Source organism: Synechococcus sp. C9 (assembly GCF_022984075.1).
Classification (GTDB): domain Bacteria; phylum Cyanobacteriota; class Cyanobacteriia; order Gloeomargaritales; family Gloeomargaritaceae; genus Gloeomargarita.
This window is the reverse complement of record NZ_JALAAD010000001.1, coordinates 2,557,389-2,580,884: the sequence shown is the minus strand read 5'-3', so window position 1 is coordinate 2,580,884 and position 23,496 is coordinate 2,557,389. Positions and strand designations below refer to the sequence as shown.

Genomic DNA, 23,496 nt, shown 5'->3' with positions numbered 1-23,496 from the left:
TCCCCGTCCTTGGTTCTGGAAAATTTTTGTTGGTTAATCAAATAGGATTGCTATAGGGGTTGCCTGGATTTTTTCCAACCGAAAATGAGCATTTTGTAAATGAATTTCTAGGATTTTTAGGTTAGTAAAACAGCAAATAAACCACACAGCGCAATACCATCAAAAACGCCCGCCCCACCAATACTAAGAATACCGGGAGTCATCCGCTCAATTTGCGGTAAATGTAGTAGGTCAGCCCCAATTAGGGTTCCCAATACACCGCCAGCAAAGGCAATTGGTGCCGCCACCACATCAGAACCCGCCGTTAATAGCACCGAAGTCATCGCCGCCGTCAGGGGCGCAATCAGGGCATTCATTTGAATCCCAATCCCCGGCACCACCTGGGCAGAATAATAACTAACCACTGTCACCACAGCAGTCACAAGCACAATCAAAATTGGCGAAACACGGGTGAATTGATAAATGGCTAATATGGTTGGAATCAAACCACCCCCCACATTGAGCGCCACAATCGTTTTCTGTTCAATTCGCCTCAAGGGAATACCCCAAAAAAAGCGCATCCCCCACAATCGCTCCAAATCAGGTACGACAGTTACCTTGGAAACCCTTTCATAAAGGGGGATATTAATCGTACTCCCAATAATCACCAGGGTCAGGAGCAAAAGAGATAAATTAGGAGAAAATCCTAGCTTGGCAACAGCAACTTGAACCGCATCGAGGGTAACCACCAACCAGAGAAACGGGAAGGCTAAAAGCAGGAGTAAAAAGAGTAGATAGGCAACGGGTAAATAAATCATTGTTTCCGCTTAGAAAAAATGCCTTGATCATCCCGGTCAAATAACTGTTTAACCTTTTTCCAAGCCTCCATAAGGGCATTCTCAGGGGATTTTTCAAAAGCCTGATTGTAGGATTCCACAAATTGCTGTTGCGCCTCTTCGGACATACCTGACTTAATATCCGGCGCAATTTCCTCTGCCCCTGCCAATTTACCCTCCGCCCCACGGGGAATCTGCATATCCGTAATCGCCACCTCCTCTCCCCCAGCACTTTGTAATAGCAAAAAAATCTCCCCAGACCTGTCAGCAGGCACTTCTGCCACGATGAGAAATTCTCCCGCTTGCACCCGAGTCTGATAAATTGCCGCCCGCTCCTGCGCCATGCCCAAGGATATAAGTACAGAGCCTAGCCCCGCTCCAATCGCACCATACAAAGCACCACTGGTAGCCCCCAGCAAAGCCGCCGCCAAGGGACCAGCCGCCACCACCGTACCCAAAAAGGGAATAAACAGCACGCCCACGCCACTCAATAAACTCAGCACCGACCCAAATAGGGAACCGTAAAGGGCACCGCTGGTCAAACCGTCGAGAATAATATCCTTTTTCGTCAGGAAACCTGTAATTTTGGCTTCGGTCTGAAAATTGCGCCCCATGATGGAAATATCTTCCTTGGCAATACCCCTATTCAGCAGGCGTTGTACCGCATCTTGCAACTTTTTCTCTTCCTTAAAGGTCGCAGATACGCATTTTTTCTCAGACGGCATAGACCCCCTCCACAGACTCAATTCCATCTTAATGATAATCGCTCAACCTACCCTTGCTCGCCGTTCCAGGCAACGATTAAAGTCTAGCATTAGATCAGGTGTCACGACTGCATACGACAGGCTCAAATAAGGGCACCTCTATAAATTCAAAATTAGCGGTCGCAGGGGGGCATCCCCCGCCCTTGGTTCTCGGGAATATGGGCATTCCCACGATAGGATTGATGGTTGGTTCAAATAAATAGAGGTTTCCATAATATACCAATCCTCACTGCGTATGGCAAAGTTACCCTATGTGATTAGAACCAAGGCGGGGTATGGTTCTGAAACCTGAGTGGTCTAACCATAAAGGGGCACTTCTAAAAATAGGTCGCAGGGGCGTAGCCCCCGTCTGTGGTTCTCAATAATATTGGCATTCCAGCGAGATAACCTTCTGGTAATACAAATAAATAGAGGTGCCCAAAATTTTATTCACAATTCAAATAAAAATGTAACATTCAAAACTTAACCAGGGTCGCTCTGGGCATTACCCAAAATTTCCCGAAAAAAGTTCACCGAGTCCTGCAATACTTGGATAAACCGGTCAATTTCCTGCCGGGTATTGTAGAAATACAAACTCGCCCGGGCGGTGGCGGACACCTGCAAATAACGATGCAACGGTTGGGTACAGTGATGACCCACTCGAATGGCAATCCCCGCCTCGTCCAAAAGCGTGGATAAATCCTGGGGATGAATATCCGCAAAACTAAAGGTCACCAAACCCGCCCGCTGGGGGGGAGCCGGTCCAAATAAACGAATACCCGGAATGTTACGGAGTTGTTCCCATAAATAAGCCACCAAGTCCTGCTCGTAATGATGGATGGCTTCTAAACCAAGATTCTGCAAATAATCCACTGCCGCTCCTAACATAATCGCTTCCGCAATTGCAGGGGTACCAGCTTCAAATTTGTGGGGAATATCCGCATAGGTACTGTGGTCTAAAAACACATCGGCAATCATTTCTCCCCCGCCCAAAAACGGCAACATTTGACGTAATAATTCGGGCTTGCCGTAGAGAAAACCCGCCCCGGTGGGACCACACATCTTATGCCCGGAAGCCACCAGCCAATCACAATCCAAGGCGGGCACATCCACCACCATGTGGGGTACGGCTTGACAGGCATCCAGCAATACCTTTGCCCCCCAATGATGCGCCCATTGGATAATTTCGGTAACCGGATTCACACAGCCCAAGGTATTGGAAACATAAGCGCAAGCCACCAATTTCGTGCGATCCGAAAGCAGGGATTGGTAATGTTCTAAATCAAAGGTTTCTTGGGGCGTTAAATGCACATATTTCAGCACAGCCCCCGTGCGTTGCGCCACCCATTGCCAGGGGACTAAATTGCTGTGGTGTTCCATCACCGTCAGGATGATTTCATCCCCCGCTTGTAGCTCATTCATCCCCCAACTATAGGCGACCAAATTAATCGCTTCCGAGGCATTGCGGGTGAAAATAAGGGACTCCACCTGGGGCGCATGGATCAAATGGGCGCATTTGGCACGGGCTTCCTCATAGGCTTGGGTGGCTCGATTGCTGAGGGTATGCACGCCCCGATGCACATTGGCATTGGCAAATTCATAATATTCCTGCAAACATTGCAAAACCTGCCGGGGTTTTTGGGACGTGGCGGCATTGTCGAAATAAATCAACGGGTGCCCATGAATTTCCTGCCCGAGGATGGGAAAATCCCCCCGGGTTACCTCGGCTAAATTCCGCACGGTGGTCATGGTCATCGGGTCACCTCCGGGCATTCGGTTAATTTTTCCAGCCAAACCTGACAGCGGTGCCGCAGGGTGGGAAAGGGAATTTCCCGCAGAAGTTCCTGGGTAAATCCGGTCACCAACAGCAACCGAGCCGCTACCCGATCCACCCCCCGGCTTTGCAGATAAAATAGGGCTTCCGGGTCTAAATCACTCACCGTTGCCCCGTGGGTACATTTGACGTTATCCGCCTGGATCGCCAACTGGGGGCGGGTGTCCACCCTCGCCTGTTTGGATAACAGCAGATTTTGATTAAGTTGCCCCGCATCGGTCAATTGGGCAATTGCGGCGACCCGTACCATACCCTGAAACACCGCCTGACCCTGGTTCGCCACCACGCATTTGTGGAGCTGACGACTGGTGCCCTGGGGATGGTCATGGGTAATGACACTGTGCATATCCGTATGTTGCCGACCCCCCACCAAACTCAACCCCCGCAGTTGAGTAAATGCCCCCGTCCCCTCCTGGTAAATCAGCGGCTCACAGCGACTCCACCCGGCGCCCACACTGACCGAACGCAGGGTGTAATGGCTATCCTGGGCTTGATGCACCGCCAGCCGCAGGAGATGGCAGGATTGTAAGGATTCCCGCTGGACAAGGTAATGCTCCAAATGACTTCCCTGCCCCAGGTAAATCTCCGTCACCCCATTCGTCCAGCCGGTGCCCGTACTGACATATTCCTCCACCAAAGTCACATGGGTTCCCGGCGCCACCACCACCACCCACCGGGGACAAGCCAATACCGGGTGGTCCACTCCCTGGCTCTGGTGCATCAGGTGCAAAGGGGCAATGGGATTTCCCACCACCCGTACCACCGTGATCCCCGGCAGTGTCGCTTGGTTCAAGGCGGTCAAGCTATCCGTAGGCAGTCCCCGCCCCAAGCCCTCCCGTTCGATGGGCGATAAATCCTGCCAATCCCCCAACGTGACACCGGGCGGCAGTTCCCCGTGATCCAGAATGTGACCATTCACCAGGGCAACGTGGCAGGGCAATTCCGGGAGCAATTCCGTTGTTAACCCGACCCTTAACGCTTCTAAATCCTTGCGCTGTGCCAACCGAAAGGGGGTATTCAGCAGGGGTTGCAGGTCTGTTCCCCGCCACGCTTCCCGATCCACCCGGGGGGGGTCTTGCACCTGGGTTAACGCCCGATCCCGCCACGCCAGAAACCCGGATTCCCCTTGGGTGGTCCGCCCCATCAGCCAGCCGCTCCCGACCGCCCCCTCAGTTGCCATCCCCGTCCCCACGCAACCAATCATAGCCCCGGGCTTCCAGTTCCTGTGCTAAATCCTGCCCACCAGTGCGGACGATCCGCCCCCCCTCCATCACATGGACAAATTGGGGGGTAATATAATTCAACAACCGCTGGTAGTGGGTAATCAAAATCACCGCATTGTGCGGGTTAATCAACTGATTAATGCCCCCGGCAACAATCCGCAACGCATCAATATCTAAACCCGAATCCGTCTCATCCAAAATCGCTAATTCTGGTTCTAACAAAGCCATTTGTAAAATTTCATTGCGCTTCTTTTCCCCGCCCGAAAATCCCTCATTTACACTCCGGGATAAAAAGGCACTGTCCATCTGCACAATCGCTAACTTTTCCTGGATCAGGTCATCAAAATCCAAGACATCAAGTTCCGGCAAATTTTGGGCTTTGCGGCGGGCATTATAAGCCAAGCGTAAAAAATCACTATTCGTCACCCCCGGAATTTCCAAAGGGTATTGAAACCCCAAAAATACCCCCAAATGCGCCCGTTCCTCTGGGGCTAAACTTAGCAAATCCTGCCCCCGATACCACACTTCCCCACCCGTAACCGTGTAATCGGGATGCCCCGCCAACACCTTAGAAAGGGTGCTTTTGCCCGAACCATTCGGTCCCATGATCGCATGGACTTCGCCGGTTTTGACCGTTAAATTTACCCCTTTCAAAATGGGCGTGCCGTCAATTTCTGCGGTCAATTCCCTGATGGTCAACAGGGCTTGGGTGGTTACTTCTGGCGCAACAGCAACGGTCATTTATTTTGATCAACCTAAATAACAACACGATGAATTATCTAGGAAATGGCAGATATTGCCCCCCTATTTCCTTAAGCTAACACCTCCAGGGGTGGGTCGCAAGGAATCCCCTAGCTCGGGGGACGCATCACCACCTGCCCCATCAACGCCGGGGTGAGATAGGTCTGGGCAGTCTGTTGCAGGACACTGGCTTGCAGGCTGGCAACCGTGCCGGGATACCCCAACCCTGGGCTAATATCCCCCAACACGGTTTGGTAATAGCCATAGAGTCCCGCCCGTTCCGCCGGGGTTTCGTTGGCAAAGATAAACCGACTGGCGACCCGCCGCCGCAGATGCGCCAATTCCTCCGCCCCAATCGGTTCTGATGCCAAACGGGCTATATGTTCCTCGATCACACCCAGCACGGAGGCTAAATGGCTCGCCGGGGCTTGCACCCCAATCCAAAACAAGCCCTGATGGACAAAGCTCATATTTTGTACTGTAACGCCCGTTACCCAGCCCCGCTCATGGCGCAGTTCCCACACCAAACGGGCGGTGCGTCCCTGTCCCAGGATCATGGCGAGGGCATCCAGGGCACAGACCGTATTAAAATCCGTCAAACCGGGTACCCGCCAGGAGAGTACCAAGCGAGCCTGTTGCACGTCATCCACCAATTCTTCCCGATGCAAAAAGGTGCAGACCGGGTTGGGAAAGGGACAACTGGGCGCTGGGTCACCTCCCTGGCACGCCTGTAACCTGGGCACCACCACCTCCAACAGCCGCTCCACCGCCAAATCCCCCACCACCACCGCCGTCAACCGTTCCGGACCGTACCACTGCTGGTGAAATGCCCGCATCGCCGCTGGGGTAAGCTGGGCAACCACCTCCGCCGATCCCAACACCGGCCGAGCATAGGGCAGACCCGCAAAAGCCAGTTCCAAGACCCGTTGCATCAACCGCCGTTGGGGGACATCCTGCGCCCGGCGAATTTCCTCCAAGACCACCTGCCGTTCCCGGTGAAATTCCTCCTCGGCCAACCCCGGTGCCATCACCAAATCCATCAGCAGGGGAGCGACCTCGGGAAAATCCTGGGGGGCGGTGGTGACGAAAAACTGGGTATATTCCTGGCTGGTGGCCGCATTGGTCATGCCCCCGACCCGTTCCACCCGTCGCTCAAACAGCCCCAGGGGAACCCGGTCATTCCCCTTAAAAACCATGTGTTCCAAAAAGTGCGCCATGCCGTTGTGGACATCCGGTTCGTGCTGGGAACCACACCCCATCCACAGGGAGAAATTCACCGTTGCCCCGGGCATCCGTTGGGCAATCACCGTCGCCCCGTTGGCTAAAACCTGAACCGTGGGGGGCTGGGTCACCGCCAGGGACTCGCCTTCTGCCCTCACCAACGGACTGGGTGCAAACATCGCAACCCTCTGTGTAGTACCTGATCTATCATAACCTGTGCGTTCGCCGCTGGCATCCTAATTCCGGGTCAAGACCGGTTGCGCCCCAACCATTGTTCCACCCGTGCCCCAAAAGCCGCCAGGGAAAATTCCTGCTCTGCCACCCGGCGACAGTGTTGGCGGTCAATTTGGTCAATCCGGGTCACCGCCTGCGCCAAACCCGCCACATCCCCCGGGGCGACCAGCCAGCCCGTTTCTCCCGAGCGCACCAATTCCCCCGGCCCCCCCAGGTCATAGCCCAACACCGGCACCCCACAGGCGAGGGCTTCCATCACCACATTCCCAAAGGCTTCGACCCAGTGGGGGGTGACCAAAAGGGCGGCGCATTCCCCCAACTGCTTTTGTAATTCATCCGTACTTAAAAATCCCCGGTAGTAATCTCTGGCTTCTGGGAATTGGGTGCAAATCTGCCGCCAGTAGTCCGGGTCGTGGATTTTCCCCATGATCCGCAGGGGATAACCCGTCTGCCGGGCTACGGTCAGGGCATCCCCCAAGCCTTTCTCCGGGGCAATCCGTCCCACCCAAGCCAGCACCCCTGTCGGTTGGGGGCAAAAGTCATACCGGCGCACATCCAGTCCATTGCCAAGGATGGTCGTGGCTTGGGCAATGGCTGAGCCAAAGGTCAGGGCCTGCGCCCGGGTGTGCATGGCGAGCCGGTGGGGGTAGGTTTGGGCAATCTGGGCGAGCATTTCGTCCAGGTAATCCACCAGGGAACCCATGCTGACCAGATGTACCACCGGGCGGTCAAAAAACGGTGTGAGGTAGAGGGGGAGCCAATCATAGGCAAAATTAATCGCCACATCCCAGGGTTGAGAGCGCACCACCTGCCACATCCGCCCCAACACCCCCCCGGCGGGCATAGTGATGGGGTCTTGACGGCTTTGGTTTTGGGCAATGGGTTGCAGGACTCCCGGCACTGTGATCAGCGGCACCCCCGGCAAAGTCGAACCCGCCGGGGCGATCACCGTCACCCCATGCCCCCGCTGTTGGAGGGCGACCGCCAGATTCGCCAGGGTCAATTCCACGCCCCCGCCGAGGCCGGAACCTAGGGCACCCACCGGCGTAGAAACACACAAAACCCGCATGGAAGATGGGCAAGGGGACACTTTTTTACCCGAATTGGGGACAAAATCCAAGGCTTGCTGTCACAATAAGGTAAAGTATGCCTCATCTGTAACGCCTGACCCCCTGGCATGACCCAAACCCCTGACCCCAAACTCATTACCCCAGAAACCCAGCCCGTGACGGTGGACACCGCCGTTTCCTGGTTGGACCGCTGGCCGGTGCTGATGGCGGGAACGGCCTTGGTATCCGGTTTGGTGGGCTTTGGGGCGGTGGTCTTACTCCTGCGCCTGCCCAGTTTTCCCAAATGTAACCACCTGTTTTTACCTACCGCTTCGGTGGCCAACCGCCTGTACTGTGCCCAGGAAGCGGCCAAGAGCAAGGATGTGGCGGGCTTGGAACGGGCGATCACTTTACTGGCGGATTTGCCCCCGGAACATCCCCAGCGGGCGGAAATTGACCGATTTATCAATACTTGGGGGATGGATTTGCTGGCCTTAGCCAATGAACAGGTCCAGGCGGGCAACCTGGAGGCGGCTCTTGGGATTACGCAGAAAATTCCCCCCGGTACGGCGGCGGCGCAGTTAGCCCAGGAGGAACTCCGCAAGTGGCAGATGGGCTGGACGGAGGTGACCCGGATTTACGAGGAAGCGGAGGCCGCCCTGCGGAAAGGGGACTGGCGCACGGCGATGGCCCAGGCCAGCCTTCTCCCCACCATCAATGAATCCTACGCCCAGACCGCCCGCTATCAGGAATTGAGCCGGATGATTTTGCGTACCCGCCAGGAGGCAACCATCCTGGAACAGGCGGAGGGCTTGGCGCAACAGGGGCAGGTGTCCCAACTCCTGGAGGCAATGGCCAAAACCAAAACCATTCCCAAGGACAGTTACCTGTTTGACCAGGCGCAAGCCAAATACCAGCGGTGGGCGCGGGATATTCTGGATGTGGCGGCTCTGCGGGAGTTGCGGGCCCGGAATCTAGCAGGGGCATTGGCGGCGGCACGGCAGGTACCGGCGGATGCGAATTTACAGGAGGAAGTGGCCGATTTTATGGTGCTGGCGGAAGCGGAATCCCAAACCTGGAATGAGACGGTGGCGGGCTACCAGGCGGCGATCACCAAGTCCAAAACCCTCGACCCCAGCCGTCCCTTGTATAATCAGGCGCAAATTCAAATTGAAACCTGGCAACAGACCATTGTGGCTTTGAATATCCTCAATCAGGCGCGGCAGGTGGCCGGGGGGCGCACGGTGGCCGCTTGGAATCAGGCCATTGCCCTGGTGCGGCAAATTCCCAGCAATAATCCCCTGTGGAACCGGGCGCAGGCGGAGGCGGACGGCTGGATCAATCAAATTCAAATCGCCGAAGACAGCCCAATTTTAACCCGAGCGGAGGGGTTGGCTGCTCCCGCCACCATTGCCGCCTACACCAGTGCCATCGCCGAAGCCCAGCAGATTCGCCCCAGCCGTGCCCTCTACCCCCGGGCGCAGGAGCGGGTGCGGGAATGGCAAACTCGTTTGGAAACCTTGCAGGATCAACCCTACCTGGAGGCGGCGCAACAGGCGGCTGACCGGGGGGATTGGCAGGGGGCGATCAACGAAGCCCGGCGGGTGAATGCGGGTCGTGCCCTCTACAACCAGGCGCAGAATCAGATTAAGCAATGGCAGGGGCGGGTACAGCTCCAGGATGCGGAAAAACAGGCCGCCCTGAATACCCCCAGCGGTTGGGTGCGGGCGATCCAACTGGCACTGCCCCTGCGTAATCAGGGAGATATTAAACCCCAGGTGGAACAACTGTTAATCCAAAGCAGTAATAAATTACTGGAGCAAGCCCGTCAAAACGAAACCAGCAACCCCACGGAAGCCCTCAACTGGGCCAAGCAAATTCCCCCTGGCACCCCCGCCCACGCCCCAGCGCAGGAATTGATCCGCAAATTAACGCCCAACCCTAGCCCCAGTCCTGCGCCCCAGGCCAGCCCCACCCCTTAAAAAATGGGTTTTCGCATCACCACGGTGGTTTGTCCCCTGTCCGGGGTACTGTTCCGTGACCAAGCCCTGCGGGAACAGGTATTACAAGAACTGCTGATTCGGGAAAATATTGCCCCCCGCAAGCGGCATCCCTGGTATCGGGGCGGGGCGGATCGGGAGTTTTTGCAGTATGTTTGGCAGAGCTATCGCCGCTCCGTGAGTGACGATTATTTAACTCAATTAGTCCAGCATTACCACAGCCAATACCGACAGGCGCTAGGGTCATTACCGGATTTGCCCTGGTATGGGGAAACCCCAGCCTTTTTACAGCAAATCCAGGCTCATGGCTACCAATTTGGGCTACAGACGGAGCAAAAAGGTGAAGATTTACTGCCCTTGCTCCAGGGTCACATTCCCCAGGATTGGATCGTGGCGGATTACGGGGATGTGGCGGAGCCGCCAGCGACCCTGGTGTTTGACAGCACACGCCTGGGGATGCAACGGGCTCGGGCGGTGGGGTGTTGGGTGGTGGGGGTCGCCCAGCAAATGCCCTATCACTGGGTGCAACGCCATGCCCACTGGGCGGTAGACCACCTGGGGGAATGGGATTGGCACGCCCTTAAGCCGGGGGTGGCCCCCCTTCCCGATTGAGTTTACGCCAGGTTTGGTAAATTTCCGGGAGCCGTTGCACCACCGCCATCGCCTTGCGCCACAGGGGCAAAGGAATCGCCGGATAGCCCGCCATCACCGCCCCCGCAGGCACATCCTGATGTAACCCGCTCTTGGCCGCCACCTGGGCCCGACTGCCCACCCGCAGTTGATTCGCCGCCCCCACCTGTCCCCCCAAAATCACCCAGTCCTCCAACACCACGCCCCCCGCCAACCCGACCTGCGCCGCCAAAGCACAATGGGCACCCAAGCGACAGCCATGCCCGATGTGAATCAAATTATCCAACTTGCTCCCTTGACCGATGCGGGTTTCCCCCACCGCTGGCCGGTCAATACAGGTATTGGCACCAATTTCCACCCCCGCTTCCACCACCACTCGCCCTGATTGGGGCATCTTCACCCAGCCATCTGGGGTCGGCACAAACCCAAACCCGTCACTCCCCAGCACCGCCCCGCTGTGGATCACGCAATTTTCGCCGATTTCCGTGCGTTCGTAGATCGTACAATTTGCATATAAAATACTGCCATTTCCCACCTTAACTTGGTTCCCAATCACGACGCCAGCGCCAATTTGCACCCCATCCCCGACCATTGCCCCGGACTGGATTACCGCTCTGGCGCCCACCCGTACTGCTGACCCCAGGGTCGCCGTTGGGTCAATCACCGCTGTGGGATGGATGCCAGGGGGCAGTTCCGCCGGTTGATAAAAATAATGAATCGCCAGGGCAAACCCCAAGCGGGGGTCGGGCAGGGACACCCAGGCCAAACCCCGAGCCTCTGCCGCTGACTGGAGTACCGTATCCAACGGGAGAATGACCGCTGAAGCCTGAGTGGCTTGGAGTTGGGGTAGGAGGCGGCTGTGTTCCACAAAGGTCAATTCCCCTGGACGGGCTTCGGTAAGGCTGGCTACGCCGGTCAAAGTCGGGTTGCCTCCGCCGTGGGAGCCGCTCGGTAAATGCGCCAATAGGTCATGGAAGGTCATCATGGGTGGGCACCTCTATTGTTTATTCAGGATAGGCGGTCATGGGGGCACACATCCCGATGCCATCGAGAGCATTTTCGGCTACGGGAATCCTAATTGGATTGAACCCAGTCCCACGCTTGGTTCCCAGGAATAGGGTAAACACATTTGAACTGTGAGCAAAAATTTTATATTTATTTTTAATTTTTCAATCGTTTTTATCGGAACACTTCTATTTGTTATTTATTATTTGCATTACCAGCCGGTTATCACACTGGCATACCCATACTTTCCAGAACCAAAAACGGGGGCAGTGCCACTGCGACCCCTGCTCTCAATTCAGTGAGGACTGCTGTCTGCTATCATCACACAAACCATTAACATGACTGACCGACAGCTTAATTTTCATATTCATAAATGGGCACCTCTATTTATTTGCATTACCAGCCGGTTATCACACTGGAATACCCATACTTTCCAGAACCAAAAACGGGGGCAGTGCCCCTGCGACCCCTGCTCTCAATTCAGTGAGGACTGCTGTCTGCTATCATCACACAAACCATTAACATGACTGACCGACAGCAAGTGGGTTTCGACCGTATCCCCTAGCTACTTAAAAAACTGTAATTCATTCTGTGTTTTTTAACTTTTCTAAAGCCGCCTGCCAATGCTGGTGAATCTGGCTGGCCTGGGGCTGGAGGGAGAGGGCGTGTTCAAAGCTCTTCAGGGCTTCGGCGTACCGATGTAGGTGATTGAGGGCCAGACCCAGGTGGTACCAGTTTTCCCAGGCTTCCGGTTGCACTTCACACGCCCGTTGGTAGTAGGACAAAGCCTGTTCCCATTCCCCCAACCGTTGCCACACCTGCCCCAACAGCAGGCAATCCGCCCCGGTCAGTGGCATTTCCGGCGACCAATTCACCAGCGCCTGATACAGGGTGGGGGGTAAGTCGGTGCGTTCCTCGCTGAGCCAATGCCGCAACTGCTGGAGCGTTGAGGTGGAACTGGGGGGGGTGAGGGGCACCCGTTCGGTTGTGTCATGGAGGGTATTCAGCCGTTTCTGCCACTCCTGCTCTAGAGTTTGGCGGCTCTGGGCATGGAGGGCGGCGAGGGTGATTTGGTAATGGGTCAGTTGTTGGGCAAAAACCTCGGCAATCGTGGCTTCCGCCTGGGCTTTGATCTGTTTTTGAGCCTCATCCGTAGCCGTCTGCACCAATTGGAGAATGATACTCCGCCGCAGACCCCACAACCCCAACCCCAGGGCGATGGGCAGGAGGAGTAACACCAGCACCAACAGATTCAAAAGCAGGGTGGTATGGCGAAACGCCCGGTCCACTTCGGTTCGCACCAGTTCGGTACGCAGTTCCGTCCCCAAGGGGTTCGGTTCGGCGCGGTTGCCTCCCCCCCCACCACTCCCCTGGGCGAAAACCGGGCAGACCACCAGCGGTATCCATAACCCCAGCCAAATCCACCGAACCATAGGCAATCCCGGCGTTCTCTTAAATTTTAGCTTTGGGTGCAGGGGGCGAATAGAAGGATTAAAATGCGAAATGAGCGTTTCGTCCACCCCTAGATAGATTGGTTGCCTTGATGTCCCCTTGCCCTGTCCCGACCGAACAACAGCCCCTTAATGAATACGAGGCACTGCGGGATTCCTGGTTTTACCGCTGGCCGTCCCTGGGCTGGGGGGAATACGGGCAACGGTTGGGTTGGGTCGCCGGGGTAGGGGCGCTGGTGGCGTTACCAGTGGCGGCGGCGAGTTTTGACCCCCATACCCAATTCTGGGGATTCACCTTGGCGGCGGTGGCAGGGGTAGGGGTATTGCCGGGATTGTTACTCCTTCAGCTATACCTGGGGTGGCGGTATGTGCGCCAGCGGCTGGCCAGTCGGGTAATTGTTTACGAAGAATCCGGGTGGTATGACGGGCAAACCTGGGAAAAACCCCCGACCGTGTTATTACAAGAGCAGTTGGTGAGTGCCTACCAAGTGGAACCGTTGCTCCGAAGGTTACGCCGCAGTCTGGCGGGTTTGGGTATCCTCTACGGCGCAGTCGCACTGCTGGGGTGGCTGTGTCTCTAGCCCGTGGGAAACGTACCCTGGCGGAGCCGCTCACCGTGCGTCTGTTGCGGGAAGGGATCATGGAGTCCATGCACTATGTCCATGCGGCTTTGTGTGATGAACGGGGGCGGTTGTTGGCAGTGGCGGGAGATGGGGAAACCACGACGTTTGCCCGTAGTAGTTTCAAACCCTTTCAAGCCCTGGCGGTGGTGGTCACCGGCACCCTGGAGCAATTTAAGCTGGGAGAACGGGATTTGGCGGTGATTTGTAGTTCCCACCGGGGACAGATTGAGGCGACCCGCCAGGTGTTTCATATCCTGTGGCAGGCGGATATTGACCCTACGGAACTGCAATGCCCGATTCCCCCCGGTCAACAGAGTCCCTTGACCCACGGCTGTTCGGGAAAACACGCAGGGATGTTAGCCGTATGCGCCAAATATGGCTGGCCGCGCAGTACCTATCTCCACCGGCAACACCCGGTACAGGAATTAATCTTGAGCCAGGTGGGGGAGTTGTTGGGGGTACCGGGGGCGGAATTGATTGCCGTGCATGACGATTGCGGGGCACCCACCTATTTGTTGCAACTGCATCAACTGGCCGCCCTCTATGGTCGGATGGCCGCCGGTCAACACCTGGGGCTGGAGCAAATTACCCGTGCCATGACCCAGCAGGCGGATTTGGTGGCGGAGCCGGGGCATTTTGATACCCAGTTGATGCAACTGACCCAGGGCACTCTAGTCAGCAAGGCGGGGGCGGAGGGGGTGCAATGTCTGGCTAATTTGGAAACCGGCATGGGTTTGGCGGTGCGGGTGTTGGATGGTGCCAAACGGGCAAAGTATGCGACGGCCATCCATCTGTTGCACCAATTGGGGTGGATTTCGCCGACGGTGCGGGAACGATTGGCGGAACAGTTTGTCCAGTTGGGGGCGTACCTGCGTTTGGAGGTGCAGGGGGAATTGTCCTTGCTTTAGGTGGGTTGTCGTTGTGGTTTTTTTGCGCTAAGGTAGTAATCTACATCGCGGGGTAGAGCAGCCTGGTAGCTCGTTGGGCTCATAACCCAAAGGTCGCTGGTTCAAATCCAGTCCCCGCAATGATCATTAAGTTAATTAATTCCTTACTCACCCAGGGTTTTGCGTCATCATGGGGACGATCAAGGGGTATTTGCAAATGTTGCCCAAATTGTTAGATATATAGCGATCCTAATTGATTTACAAACAAAAATTTTTCAGAACCAAATACGGGGGCTACGCCCCTGCGACCTATTTTTTGAAGTGCCCGCAAGCCTAGAGAAATTAGAAATTCCCCAGAACCATACACCGCAGGTGCTTCTTTTATGGGGGTAGTGCCCCTGGAACCTCTATTCTCATTGAGGCGTGCTATAAACTGTTTCTGAAGTCGGTTCACTAAAGGTTGCCACTGCACCCTTACAGCCTGTTCACAGATTATAAGGATGCAAAGTGTCTTATTTCCAAGGCTTAGTTCTCATGAGGCTTGGAGCCGGTGGGTTTACAGCCGTATCCCGTAACCACTGAAAAGGCTGTAATTTGTTCAAGGGCTGTGGCTTCTCCTCAGTTTGCCGGAATGTAAAATTGTCTAACTTGCGGTGGGAATTTCCGCAGATTTTTCACCAGCTTTGTCCTCTGTTTGCTGATCTTCCAGTGCGGTTTGCCCTTGCACAATTAATAGGGAACAGTGGGCATTGTGTAAAACATAGTTACTCACACTTCCGAGGAATAATTCGCTTAGCCCTTTGAGTCCCCGCCGTCCCATGACGATGAGATCGCTTTGCCAGTTTTGGGCAAGATCGCAAATGGCACGACCCGTATCTCCCAAGGCTTGGGTAAATTCCGTAGGAACCCCTTGATCGGTGGCAATCTGGGTCAAACGCTGGAGCATCTCGATGCCTTTTTGCTCAAAGGTTTTCCACTGCTCGGCATAAACACGCATGAGTTCTTCGTGCAGTCCGATATAAGCCCCCGAAGCTAAAGGTGTTATGAAAATCGAATCGGGATAGGCATCACTGATGGGAGAAAGCACATGGATCAACATCATTTGCGCTTGATAGCGGGATGCCAAATCCAAGGCGGTTTGAAATGCTGTTTTACCGAGTTCGGTATCGTCCACCGCAACCAAAATTTTTTTATACATGATGGCTGATGCCCCTTTGGTTTTCACAGGGCTAATTTAATTTACTTATTTTACCAAAAAATTGAGTTCCCCAGGGAGGGGAGCATTGATGTAGCAATCGTAAATGAATTTAGAACACGGATTGCAGGAGCACCGTCCCCGTCCTTGGTTCTGTAAAATTTTATTCGTTAATCCAGTAGGCTCGGTATAGCTTAGCAATCGCTAGGACATGATTCAAGGCTCCAATTTTTTATTGGGTTACCTGGCGATCTCAGTACACTAGAAGCTACTTGATCAAGGTATAAAAAGTAAAGTAAAAGTATTTGTTTAATAGTCGTGGTGATCAACCCATGATTTATGTGATGAAACATTTGGCGCTGGCAATGGGGATGGGGTTGCTGTTCGCTACCAAGGTGGGGGCGCAAGGTACGCTTGTCCCTTTGACATCAGCACAGGTGGCACAATTGCGATGGCAGGATGATGATACGCTGGCGACATTAAATCAGGCGATCCAACGCTCTTTGAACTATTATCAACGGGTGCATCCGGCGACTCGATTTACCTACGGGGAGGAGCAGTACAGTCCCCAGGAAATGCAGGCTTCGCTGCGGTTATTTAAGCGGGTAATGAACTTACCACTCGCACAACGACAGCGGGTATTGGCGGCACAATTTGCGGTATTTGCCAGCCAGAATGACCAGGGGACAGCTTTTTTCACCGGTTATTACCAGCCGGAAATTCTTGCCCGTCGGCAACCGGAGGAGATGTGGCATACGCCGGTGCATGGTTATCCGGGGGTGACGCAGGCGAGCCGCACGGACATCGCCCAGGGGGCATTGGCGGGACAGGCTCCCATCCTGGCTTACGTTGACCCGATTGAGCATTTCTTTTTGCAGGTGCAGGGTTCAGGACTGTTGGTGTTTCCCGATGGGCGCAGGCAGTGGGTGGGCTTTGCGGGACATAATCAGCAACCCTATCGCTCGATTGGCAAATTGCTCGTCCAGGAGGGCATTTTTACCCCGGAAACGGTTTCCATGCCTGCCATCAAAGCCTATCTGCGCCAAAATCCCCAGGAAGTGCCACGGGTGTTTGCCCACAACCCCCGTTATGTGTTTTTTGCTCCCAGAAACCAAGCCCCCGGCGGTGCCCTCGGGCAACCCCTGACGGCGGGACGTTCCCTGGCGATGGATCAACATTTAATTCCCAAGGGCGGGCTGGCGTTTGTGACCACGACCTATCCGGTGACCGCCCAATCCTGGCGACCCCTGACCCGGTTTATGTTGGTGCAGGATACGGGCAGTGCCATTGTCGGGCATGGGCGGGGGGATATTTTTTGGGGACAGGGAGCAACGGCGGAACTGCGGGCGGGTCTGATGAAACAACCGGGACAGTTGTGGTTGCTGGTGGCAAAAAAGTCCGCATTGGCGGGGGTCAAGACTGGATCAACCCCTGCAACCGCTCAGCTAAAAGTTCCGTAACCTGATTCACCACCTCCCGGGCGGCTTTGCGGCTACGGCAATAGGTTTCCCAATAGTCATTCAGCCGGATCGGTTCCCCCACCCGCACCGCTACCCAGCGTTTGCCCAGATGCACCGGTTGGTCTTTGCCCTGGAGATGGGTCACCACCGACCAGAGGATCAAGGTGGTTTCGGCAAAACGGTCTGCCGAGGGCTTTTCCCGCACATAATCCCCGGTGACGCTGGTCAGCCGTTCCACCAACTGCATATGCCACAGGCGCAGTTCCGCTTCCTGAGCAATCCGGTCCGCTAAACTGCGAGCCAAGGGGGATAGGTCGTGCAAATCCTGCCGGTACATCCAGTCCCACCCGGCGGCTTCCAACCGACGGCAACGGTCAACGGTACTGCCCTCCCCCGGCACCCCAAAAAACGCCTCCGTCACCCGCAACGCCGTATTCCGCAGACGTTCCAACCGGATTTTCAAATGTTCATTGACCGCTAAATCCGTATCCGGGGGCAGTTCCGGCGGGGGACAATGGTAAAACCGGCGGTAAAAATCCTCCATCTGGGTCAATAAATAATCCGCCAAACGCAACAAACGCCCATACAGCCATTCCTGCCGCTCCGTCGGAGTTTCAGGGGACTGGCTCATCACCGGCAAACCACACAGGGTCTCCATGCGGGTCAGGAGTTGGCTAATTTTTTCCCAGGGGGGACGCACAAACCCGTACTGAATGCCAATGGGAATCACCACCACCGGCAATTCCTGCCCCTGTTTCGCCAAATCCTCCAAACACCAAAACCCCATCTGGGGCAACCCCGGCTCCAACGGTGCCAGCCGCTCGCTGTGGCTGTTGATCCCCCCCTCCGGCGCAATGGTCAAGGGCATTTCCCCTTGAAGCAAACACTCCCGAATCGTTTTGATCGCTAGCCGATCCACCCGCCCCCGTTGAATCGGAATCCCCCCTAACCGGGAAAACAGCCAGCCCACCCACCGCCCCGCCCACAGGGGAATGCCCCGGTCATAGACGAAATAATTATGTAATGGTAACTGGAGTTTTGCGCCCACTGCCCGTGCCGCCTGGGGTACGGAACGAGAAAGCAAATACAACATCACATAGGGGTCATCCAGGGTGGGATGGCGAAAGGCGAGCAGTACCCGTGCCTGATTGTTTTGCAACTGCTCATACCAGGGCACCAAAGCCCCCGCCCCCTCCACCCGCACCTGGGCAATCTGCAACTGGGTACGCATCCACCAGGGCAACAGCAGGTGAATCACCCAGCGCACCCACGGCTGATAGTGGGGGGGAATAAATTGCAAACCGGGTTCTGCCCGCCGCACCTACGCCCCTCGGTAACGCAGAAGCGTCCCCTGATTCCCCAGGATAAACCCCTGCTCCGGCGTGAAAAACACAATCCGGTACAAATTCGCCGGGATATTCGCCACTTCCTTGTCCTGTTGCCAGGTTTGCCCCCCGTCGTAGCTCACATACAGGGTACCACTGCCCCCCGTCAACCAGATTTCCTGGGGAGAACGATACGCCATGTCCAACAGACCAATCCCCAGAAACCCCACATTCCCCTCCGGTTGCAAGGGTTTGCTCCAATGCCCCTCCTGCCCATCGGGATTAAACCGCAATTCCCCCGCTTGGCTGAGCATCCACAAGCCCCCATCGGGCGTGTACCCCATGCTCTGCACCCGGCGGGAACTCTCCCGGTTGTGCTGAACCCAAGCCGATTGCCCTGGCTCCCAAGTGGAATAGAAATTGCCCTTGGTCGAAACCGCCGTGTAATGCCCCTGGCTATCCCGGTCTAGGTCCCGTGCCGCCCCCAACGCCTGTTCCACCTGCGCCTGCCAGGTTTTGCCCCCATCCGTGGTACGGTAAATCGCCCCCAAATCCGTCGTCATTTCCGCCGAATCCTGCCCCAGGGCGACAATCGCAATCGGTGCCCCCGGCAATTTTTCATCCAAGGGAATCCGCATCCAGGATTTACCCCCATCGGTCGTGTGCAACAGCAGAGCCGGTTTCCCCACCACCCAGCCCTCCCCGGAGCGCATACTCACCGCCGTGAACCGGTATAAACCTTCCCCCAAATCCAGGGTGCGCAAATTCCAAGTCTTGCCCCCGTCCTCGGTTTCCAGCAGGGTCGCCTCCGTCCCCACCAACCAGCCATGCTGGGGCTGATCCGGGTCAAACGCAATATCCATCAGGGTCGCCGTCGTTGGCAGAGGTACCTGCTCCCAGGGATGCACCGCCGTCGCCACCGGACCCCGACTACACCCCAACAACAACACACACACCAGCACCGCCAACAGTCGTCCCATCGCCCCTATTTCAACCCGTAAAAACTCATTAAAAAAAGAAACCCCAGCGCCAACCCGCCAAAAATCAGCAGGTTTTTTTGCCCCGGCGTCAGGGTATTCACCCCCAACCCATAGCGATAATTTTCCGGGAACCCCGCCACCGATTTGGTGCCAATATCGGCAAATGCGGTTTTCCGGGCACCACACACGGGACAGCGCCAATCCACCGGCAAAGCGGTAAACGCCGTTCCCGCCGGTATGCCCTTATCCGGTTGCCCCTGCTCCGGCTCGTAAATGTAACCACAGGCTCGGCACTCATAGCGGGACAATTCCGCCACTGCTGGTTCATTCATAGTGCATCCCCAACGCCTTATCCATTATGCCATAGGGCTACCCCCGCCCCAACGCCTGCGCCAACCGTTGCCCCGAACGCACCGCCCCCTCCATATAACCCTGCCATTCCCCGCCCGTATGCTCCCCGGCAAACCAAACCCGCCCCACCGGTTGGGTCAACGCCCCCGCCAAAGTCGTCCACTGCCCCGGCTGAAAACAGGTATAACTGCCCAACGCCCAGGGTTCCCGCCCCCAAGCCACCTGGGTTTCGGCGGTAATCGGTGCCGTACTGCCCATGTATTTTTGCATGACCGCTAAGCCCGCCTGCCCGGTTGGTAAATTCAACCCCGCCTGTCCCCCTAAAAAAAACGTCAACCCCTGCTCCCCATGCGCCCAGGAATACTGGTACCCCCCATCCGTGATCGTTTCGCCGCTGTAGCTCTGGGTGCGCCAAAACGCCCGCTCCGTCTGCATCACCACCTTGCCATTGGTGCCGTAGCCCCAGGTTTGAACCGCCCGTTGTTGGGCAGGGGATAGCCCAATCCCCAACTCCATTTGCCGCAACCGGGTGAGGGGCACCGCCAAAACCACCGCCTGCGCCCGCAATTCCTTGCCCCCGCCGCTGAGCCGATAGCCCTGCCCCACCGCCTGTACCGCCTCCACCTGCCAATTCAACGCAATCTGCCCGGTTAATTTCGCCGCCAACCGTTCCACCAAATGACGATTGCCTCCGGCGATCCGATACCGGGGTGCCTCCTGCTCCGGCTCCGCCCCCGCCGCCGCCAACCAAAAAATCAAATTCAACGCCGACTGCTCCCCCACCTCCAGACCAAATTCCGTCTGGCATTGAAGTTCCAAATAACGACGCACCCCCAACCGGTCTAAATAATCAGTAATCGAAGCCCGATCCAGTTGACGGGTCAGGGCATCCTGGGGAAAATCCTGTTCCCGCTCCGGCAACCGCTGATAATCCCGGCGTACCCTCTGCCAAATCGGTCGCACCTGCTCTGTTACCTGCGCCGCCGTGTACTGCTGTCCCCCCAGGAAAAACCCCATCCGCCCCTGGGTCTGCACCGGCACCAGGGATAACCCCAATGCCCGGACTAACTGTCGCACCTGCCGATGGTCTTCATCAATAAATTCCCCCCCCAACTCCACCGGCTGTCCCCCCTGCGCCTGCGTCCACACCCGTCCCCCCAGGCGGTCACTGCCCTCCAACACCCGCACCCGCACCCCCCGTTGCGCCAACCCATAGGCGACCGTCAACCCCGCCAACCCCGCCCCCACCACGACGACATCCAGATCGACCGCCGCCACCCGCCACCCTTGGCAACCCGCCAACACCCCCAAGCCCACCAGCCCCAACTGCCGCCGCCGCATTTCCGTCCCCTCCCCCCTATTGTTAAGAAGTGTAAAAAGATTTAATATATTATGCAGATGTTAAATTTCCTTTGATAGCCCCCTATGAACTCCCCCCATTTGCCCCATTCTCCCATAGTAAAATCGCTTTTAGAGCCACTGTTAAGTGACTTCGTGTACTGGTTTAGCCAGGCGCGCCAAATGCTCGAGGGGGAGACCCTCCCCTTTTTGGAGCCTGCGGAACGGCAAGCCCTGCTTGCCCAGATTAACCAAGCCCAGCAAGAAGTCCAAGCCGCCCATGCCCTGCTCAGCAGTACCGGGGTCGGGGTGGATACGACTGTGTTAATGACCTGGCATCGTCTGGTTTTACAATGTTGGCATCTCCGTATGCAGACCCGTACCCATCCCCATCCTTGACCCTACTTCTGGTTAAACAATGATTCTCCATTTGCTGTACGTTGTCCTATTTACCATCCTGGCTGTCCTGGCGCTGGGCAATCTTCTACGGAGTTTAATGCGTTTGAGTTTGGAATCCCAATATCCCCGCCAACGCCCCGTTCCCCACCCGGAATTGTTGGACGAGGCGGGTAATCCGGTGGACGAACCCCTGCTGGTGATGCGGAGCGTGAATTTGGAGGAAGCCCGCCAGCAGTTGGACAAACTCTACGGGGACGACTTGGAATCGTAGCGACTGAACACCAAAGCGACGCTAAACCACCAGAGCATTTGCACCTGGGGGCGAAACCAGAGGGTATCCACCAGCCCGTGTACCATTGTGCCCGCCATCCCCGCCAAAATGCCCATCAGCAAAAACGTTTGGGGACAAGGTTGCTTGACTAAATAAATTAATTTTTGCCAACTCCGGTGCAGGATGGTGCCCGTGAGTGCCACAAATGCCCCGAAACCCAGCAGTCCCGATTCCACCGCCACCTCCAAGGGGACGGAATACGCTCCCAACGCATTAAAATTCGGTCGCTGGTAAAGGGGATAAATCAGATTAAAGGCTCGATTCCCCGGTCCGATGCCCAGCCAGGGGTGATCCCGGATCATCGCCACCACCGCCGCCCACACGTTAATCCGAAAATTATTACTGCTGTCCGCTCGTCCCGCAAAAATACTCAAAAACCGCAGGCGCAACCGTTCCGAACGTCCTAACAGTGCCAGTACTAGTACCAGAACCAATCCCGCCCCCACCCAGAGCAATAGCCTTTGCCAGAGGGGACGGTGGGGACTCCATTGCCACCAGCCCCAGCCCAGCCCCACCCCAAAACTGGCATAGACGGCGGCTAACCCCAGCCAGCCCCCCCGACTGCCCGTGAGTACCACACAGGTGGTCAGCACCAGCACCAGGGTTATAGCCAGTGCCCGTTGTGCCCAGGTACGCCAACCCAGCAGACAGCCCAAACTCATCCCCACCCCCGGCAGGAGATAGGCAGCCAACACATTGGGATTTTTCAAAAAGCTGTACACCCGGGTCGTGCCCGCTAGCGGTGATTCCGGGTCAATCCAAGTCGCCAGAGCTTCCGCCCCAAAAAACCATTGCCGCAACCCCACCACCGCCACCAGCAGTGCCACCAGTAAGTACAAAATCATTAACCACTGCCCCCAGCGGCGCACCCCCCGCAACAGCACCTCCAGAGCCGCCAAGTACAAACTCGCCTTCACCCACCCACTCAAAGCCGCCATTTTCACCGGGGAAAAAGCCGTCGCCAGGGTCAGGGTCAACCAGTACAACACCGCCGTCCCCCAAAGACCCGCAGGCGGTTCCAACAGCCATAGCCACCACCCCAGCCCCACCCCGCCGAGCAACAGGACACCTAACTGGTCATTACTCAAAAACGGCAGACCCAGCAGTAGTCCTGCCACCCACAGCGCGGCTACTTCATCCCGCCACCGTCCCAGCAGACTGCCCGGCACCCAGGGAGCGCCCTTGCCCCACCACCCGGTCACCCAACTGGCGGGGAACCAATGGGCGGGCACCATCAGGCGCGACGGATTTGTTTCGCCATGTCTAAAAATGAATTCATATTCGGGCCAGGCCGCCGCCGGTTGCGTAAATCCGGGGAACCGGAACTAAACACCAGCGTGGGCATAGGTGCCGGTTTTGTCACCACTGCTTCGGGTTTGGCTTCCAATTTAGCCTCCGTAGAAGCCGCTGGCGTTTCCTGCGGGGATTCCGATTTGCGCCCAATGCTCTTGGCTTCCTCTGGGTCTAGGAAAAAAGCCGTTTCCTTTGACTGCGGTTTCTCAGGCGATGCCCCCTGGGGTCGCCGCCGAAAAATGCCAAAAATTGCCCCGAAAATACCACCAATAAAGCCAAAAATGGCTCCAAACAGCCTACCAATTACACCCATGATTGTCCCCCCATCAACAACAGCATTTGTTCATCGGGCACTCTATATCTTATCC

The 23,496-nt window shown here is 56.2% G+C and carries 23 protein-coding genes and 1 tRNA gene; 8 read left to right on the top strand and 16 right to left on the bottom strand.

Annotated features, from left to right (window positions below):
* Positions 1-116 precede the first annotated feature (116 nt).
* The 7 genes from MLD66_RS12605 to MLD66_RS12570 form a co-directional block, all read right to left on the bottom strand.
* Positions 117-797 (bottom strand): DUF1614 domain-containing protein, encoded by a 681-nt coding sequence (locus MLD66_RS12605; protein WP_247218395.1) that lies wholly within the window; start codon positions 795-797, stop codon positions 117-119.
* Positions 794-1,540: a ChaB family protein gene (locus MLD66_RS12600; RefSeq protein ID WP_247218393.1), complete on the bottom strand. Its 747-nt coding sequence runs from the start codon at positions 1,538-1,540 to the stop codon at positions 794-796. The genes MLD66_RS12605 and MLD66_RS12600 overlap by 4 nt, the downstream gene beginning before the upstream one ends.
* 501 nt (positions 1,541-2,041) lie before the next feature.
* On the bottom strand, positions 2,042-3,313 hold the full coding sequence (locus MLD66_RS12595; RefSeq protein ID WP_247218391.1) for a SufS family cysteine desulfurase: 1,272 nt from the start codon (positions 3,311-3,313) through the stop codon (positions 2,042-2,044).
* A complete protein-coding gene (gene sufD, locus MLD66_RS12590) occupies positions 3,310-4,596 on the bottom strand; it encodes a Fe-S cluster assembly protein SufD (RefSeq protein WP_247218389.1) in 1,287 nt (428 codons plus the stop codon). The genes MLD66_RS12595 and sufD overlap by 4 nt, the downstream gene beginning before the upstream one ends.
* The gene (gene sufC, locus MLD66_RS12585; RefSeq protein ID WP_247218388.1) at positions 4,562-5,356 is read right to left on the bottom strand and encodes a Fe-S cluster assembly ATPase SufC; all 795 of its coding nucleotides are present in this window, start codon (positions 5,354-5,356) and stop codon (positions 4,562-4,564) included. Before sufC ends, sufD begins: the two co-directional genes overlap by 35 nt.
* Before the next feature lie 110 nt (positions 5,357-5,466).
* The gene (locus MLD66_RS14575) at positions 5,467-6,756 is read right to left on the bottom strand and encodes a pitrilysin family protein (RefSeq protein WP_281438468.1); all 1,290 of its coding nucleotides are present in this window, start codon (positions 6,754-6,756) and stop codon (positions 5,467-5,469) included.
* Positions 6,757-6,824: 68 nt separating this feature from the next.
* Positions 6,825-7,880 carry a glycosyltransferase family 4 protein gene (locus MLD66_RS12570; protein WP_247218386.1) on the bottom strand — a complete coding sequence of 352 codons (1,056 nt, stop codon included), beginning with the start codon at positions 7,878-7,880 and terminating at the stop codon, positions 6,825-6,827.
* A 108-nt stretch (positions 7,881-7,988) separates the two neighbouring features.
* Here MLD66_RS12570 and MLD66_RS12565 point away from each other — a divergent pair, with 108 nt between their 5' ends.
* Together MLD66_RS12565 and MLD66_RS12560 are read left to right on the top strand one after the other, a co-directional pair.
* Positions 7,989-9,842 carry a hypothetical protein gene (locus tag MLD66_RS12565; protein WP_247218384.1) on the top strand — a complete coding sequence of 618 codons (1,854 nt, stop codon included), beginning with the start codon at positions 7,989-7,991 and terminating at the stop codon, positions 9,840-9,842.
* Positions 9,843-9,845: 3 nt separating this feature from the next.
* The gene (locus MLD66_RS12560; protein WP_247218382.1) at positions 9,846-10,472 is read left to right on the top strand and encodes a hypothetical protein; all 627 of its coding nucleotides are present in this window, start codon (positions 9,846-9,848) and stop codon (positions 10,470-10,472) included.
* On the opposite strand, the gene lpxD is transcribed toward MLD66_RS12560, so the two are convergent.
* Positions 10,441-11,475, bottom strand: a complete 1,035-nt coding sequence (gene lpxD / locus MLD66_RS12555; RefSeq protein WP_247218380.1) for a UDP-3-O-(3-hydroxymyristoyl)glucosamine N-acyltransferase — start codon at positions 11,473-11,475, stop codon at positions 10,441-10,443. The two genes, MLD66_RS12560 and lpxD, sit on opposite strands and share 32 nt — an antisense overlap.
* A gap of 604 nt (positions 11,476-12,079) precedes the next feature.
* Entirely contained in the window at positions 12,080-12,928 is an 849-nt protein-coding gene (locus tag MLD66_RS12550; RefSeq protein ID WP_247218378.1) for a tetratricopeptide repeat protein, read from the bottom strand.
* Positions 12,929-13,038: 110 nt separating this feature from the next.
* Here MLD66_RS12550 and MLD66_RS12545 point away from each other — a divergent pair, with 110 nt between their 5' ends.
* From MLD66_RS12545 to MLD66_RS12535, 3 genes are all read left to right on the top strand, one after another.
* Positions 13,039-13,527 (top strand): CGLD27 family protein, encoded by a 489-nt coding sequence (locus tag MLD66_RS12545; RefSeq protein WP_247218376.1) that lies wholly within the window; start codon positions 13,039-13,041, stop codon positions 13,525-13,527.
* Positions 13,518-14,477 (top strand): asparaginase, encoded by a 960-nt coding sequence (locus MLD66_RS12540; protein ID WP_247218374.1) that lies wholly within the window; start codon positions 13,518-13,520, stop codon positions 14,475-14,477. The genes MLD66_RS12545 and MLD66_RS12540 overlap by 10 nt, the downstream gene beginning before the upstream one ends.
* 46 nt (positions 14,478-14,523) lie before the next feature.
* Positions 14,524-14,597 (top strand) — tRNA-Met (locus MLD66_RS12535).
* A 502-nt stretch (positions 14,598-15,099) separates the two neighbouring features.
* On the opposite strand, the gene MLD66_RS12530 is transcribed toward MLD66_RS12535, so the two are convergent.
* Positions 15,100-15,654 carry a universal stress protein gene (locus MLD66_RS12530; RefSeq protein ID WP_247218372.1) on the bottom strand — a complete coding sequence of 185 codons (555 nt, stop codon included), beginning with the start codon at positions 15,652-15,654 and terminating at the stop codon, positions 15,100-15,102.
* A 329-nt stretch (positions 15,655-15,983) separates the two neighbouring features.
* Between MLD66_RS12530 and MLD66_RS12525 the strand changes: the two genes are divergently transcribed.
* Positions 15,984-17,111 (top strand): MltA domain-containing protein, encoded by a 1,128-nt coding sequence (locus tag MLD66_RS12525; RefSeq protein ID WP_247218369.1) that lies wholly within the window; start codon positions 15,984-15,986, stop codon positions 17,109-17,111.
* Here the strand turns inward: MLD66_RS12525 and MLD66_RS12520 are convergent.
* From MLD66_RS12520 to MLD66_RS12505, 4 genes are read right to left on the bottom strand one after another with little or no spacing between them, the layout of a single operon-like run.
* Positions 17,065-18,432: a 1-acyl-sn-glycerol-3-phosphate acyltransferase gene (locus tag MLD66_RS12520; RefSeq protein ID WP_247218368.1), complete on the bottom strand. Its 1,368-nt coding sequence runs from the start codon at positions 18,430-18,432 to the stop codon at positions 17,065-17,067. The two genes, MLD66_RS12525 and MLD66_RS12520, sit on opposite strands and share 47 nt — an antisense overlap.
* Entirely contained in the window at positions 18,433-19,416 is a 984-nt protein-coding gene (locus MLD66_RS12515) for a photosynthesis system II assembly factor Ycf48 (RefSeq protein WP_247218366.1), read from the bottom strand.
* A gap of 5 nt (positions 19,417-19,421) precedes the next feature.
* Complete coding sequence (locus MLD66_RS12510; protein WP_247218364.1) at positions 19,422-19,748, bottom strand: rubredoxin; 327 nt, start codon at positions 19,746-19,748, stop codon at positions 19,422-19,424.
* A 37-nt stretch (positions 19,749-19,785) separates the two neighbouring features.
* Positions 19,786-21,108, bottom strand: coding sequence for an NAD(P)/FAD-dependent oxidoreductase (locus tag MLD66_RS12505; RefSeq protein ID WP_247218363.1), 1,323 nt, complete (start codon positions 21,106-21,108; stop codon positions 19,786-19,788).
* A gap of 84 nt (positions 21,109-21,192) precedes the next feature.
* Between MLD66_RS12505 and MLD66_RS12500 the strand changes: the two genes are divergently transcribed.
* Together MLD66_RS12500 and MLD66_RS12495 are read left to right on the top strand one after the other, a co-directional pair.
* Positions 21,193-21,504, top strand: a complete 312-nt coding sequence (locus MLD66_RS12500) for a DUF2605 domain-containing protein (protein WP_247218361.1) — start codon at positions 21,193-21,195, stop codon at positions 21,502-21,504.
* A 19-nt stretch (positions 21,505-21,523) separates the two neighbouring features.
* Entirely contained in the window at positions 21,524-21,775 is a 252-nt protein-coding gene (locus MLD66_RS12495) for a DUF2973 domain-containing protein (RefSeq protein WP_247218359.1), read from the top strand.
* Here the strand turns inward: MLD66_RS12495 and MLD66_RS12490 are convergent.
* Together MLD66_RS12490 and MLD66_RS12485 are read right to left on the bottom strand one after the other, a co-directional pair.
* Positions 21,751-23,070 carry an IctB family putative bicarbonate transporter gene (locus tag MLD66_RS12490; RefSeq protein WP_247218356.1) on the bottom strand — a complete coding sequence of 440 codons (1,320 nt, stop codon included), beginning with the start codon at positions 23,068-23,070 and terminating at the stop codon, positions 21,751-21,753. The genes MLD66_RS12495 and MLD66_RS12490 overlap by 25 nt on opposite strands.
* The gene (locus MLD66_RS12485) at positions 23,070-23,441 is read right to left on the bottom strand and encodes a hypothetical protein (RefSeq protein ID WP_247218354.1); all 372 of its coding nucleotides are present in this window, start codon (positions 23,439-23,441) and stop codon (positions 23,070-23,072) included. Before MLD66_RS12485 ends, MLD66_RS12490 begins: the two co-directional genes overlap by 1 nt.
* Between the last annotated feature and the right edge of the window lie 55 nt (positions 23,442-23,496).